Origin of the sequence: Xanthomonas maliensis, from assembly GCF_009192945.1 — a bacterium.
GTDB classification, from domain to species: domain Bacteria; phylum Pseudomonadota; class Gammaproteobacteria; order Xanthomonadales; family Xanthomonadaceae; genus Xanthomonas; species Xanthomonas maliensis.
In genome coordinates this window covers 1-1,006 of the sequence record NZ_NSET01000118.1, presented here as the reverse complement: position 1 = coordinate 1,006, position 1,006 = coordinate 1, and the positions used below count along the sequence as shown (strand labels likewise).

1 protein-coding gene is annotated in these 1,006 nt (G+C 66.9%); it reads right to left on the bottom strand.

The genetic code is table 11. The features are described from left to right. Positions 1–1,006 (bottom strand): T6SS effector BTH_I2691 family protein (locus CKY51_RS22140; protein WP_280524723.1); only part of this gene is annotated, 1,006 nt, incomplete at both ends.

Sequence of the window (1,006 nt, the reverse complement as noted above, 5' to 3'; positions counted from 1 at the left end):
TCTTGCTCGCGCTCTCGAACACGCTCCAGCCGGCGCCGCCGGCCGACAGCAAGGTGTCCTTGTGCTTGTCCGCTTCGCTCAGCGTGGTCTTCAGCTCCTGCCGCGGCGCGTCCTGGTTCTGCACGATGACCCGCCACAGCAGGCACCGGCGACCGGTCACGTTCAGATCGTCGGCCATGCCCGTCAGCAGCTTGCGGCCGACCGGGTCCATGCCCAGCCCTTCCATCGCACCGGTCACCACTTCCTCGAAGCGCACCCCGCACACCGGCGAGTTGCCGTCGTAGTCCTCCAGCGTGACCAGGAACAGCGGGTTGGACAGCCACGGGCCCAGCACCTGCGTGCGCTGGGCCAGCAGCTCCATTGCGGCCTGGCTGAAGCGATCCGCCTGCCGCTTGAACCCTTGATACGCCGCTGCATCGATGCGCGGCCAGTAGGTGGTTTGCCACTTCTCGCGTGCCTGCCGCTGATAGACCGGCAGCAAGGCCTTGGACAGCCCGTCCCAGGTTCCCTCGTTGGACGAGGCAATACCGTGTGCGCGCAAGGCCTCCATCCCCGACTGGGTCAGCGCGTTGCCGCCGGCTTGCTCCTGCTCCAGCTCTTCCATGCGTGCGCGACTGGCCTTGGCATATTGGTCCGACAGCACTGCCGCATTACGCTGCAGCAGCGTATCGATCTGCTCGATATGCTCCATCGCGTTGAATTCCATCGCGCGCTCGTCCTTGTAACGCGCCATCGCCGCGACCACATCGTGCCGGTAGCCATTGAGCTCGTGGACCACGCCCACCGCATCCCACAGGCCCAGCAGCATCGGCGTATACGACTGCCGTTGCGCGCCCGGCTTGCCGTTGTGGCTGCTGGCGCACATGCGCGCATACCGCTCCTGCAGCGCCTTGTCGGCCGACGCACCGCTGCTGGCATGGGTGCGCAGCGCCCAGGGGTAGCGTGTGCTATTGGCGCGCAGCACCTCGGCCTTGTAGCCGCCACTCGACGTGCTGACCACCGCCGC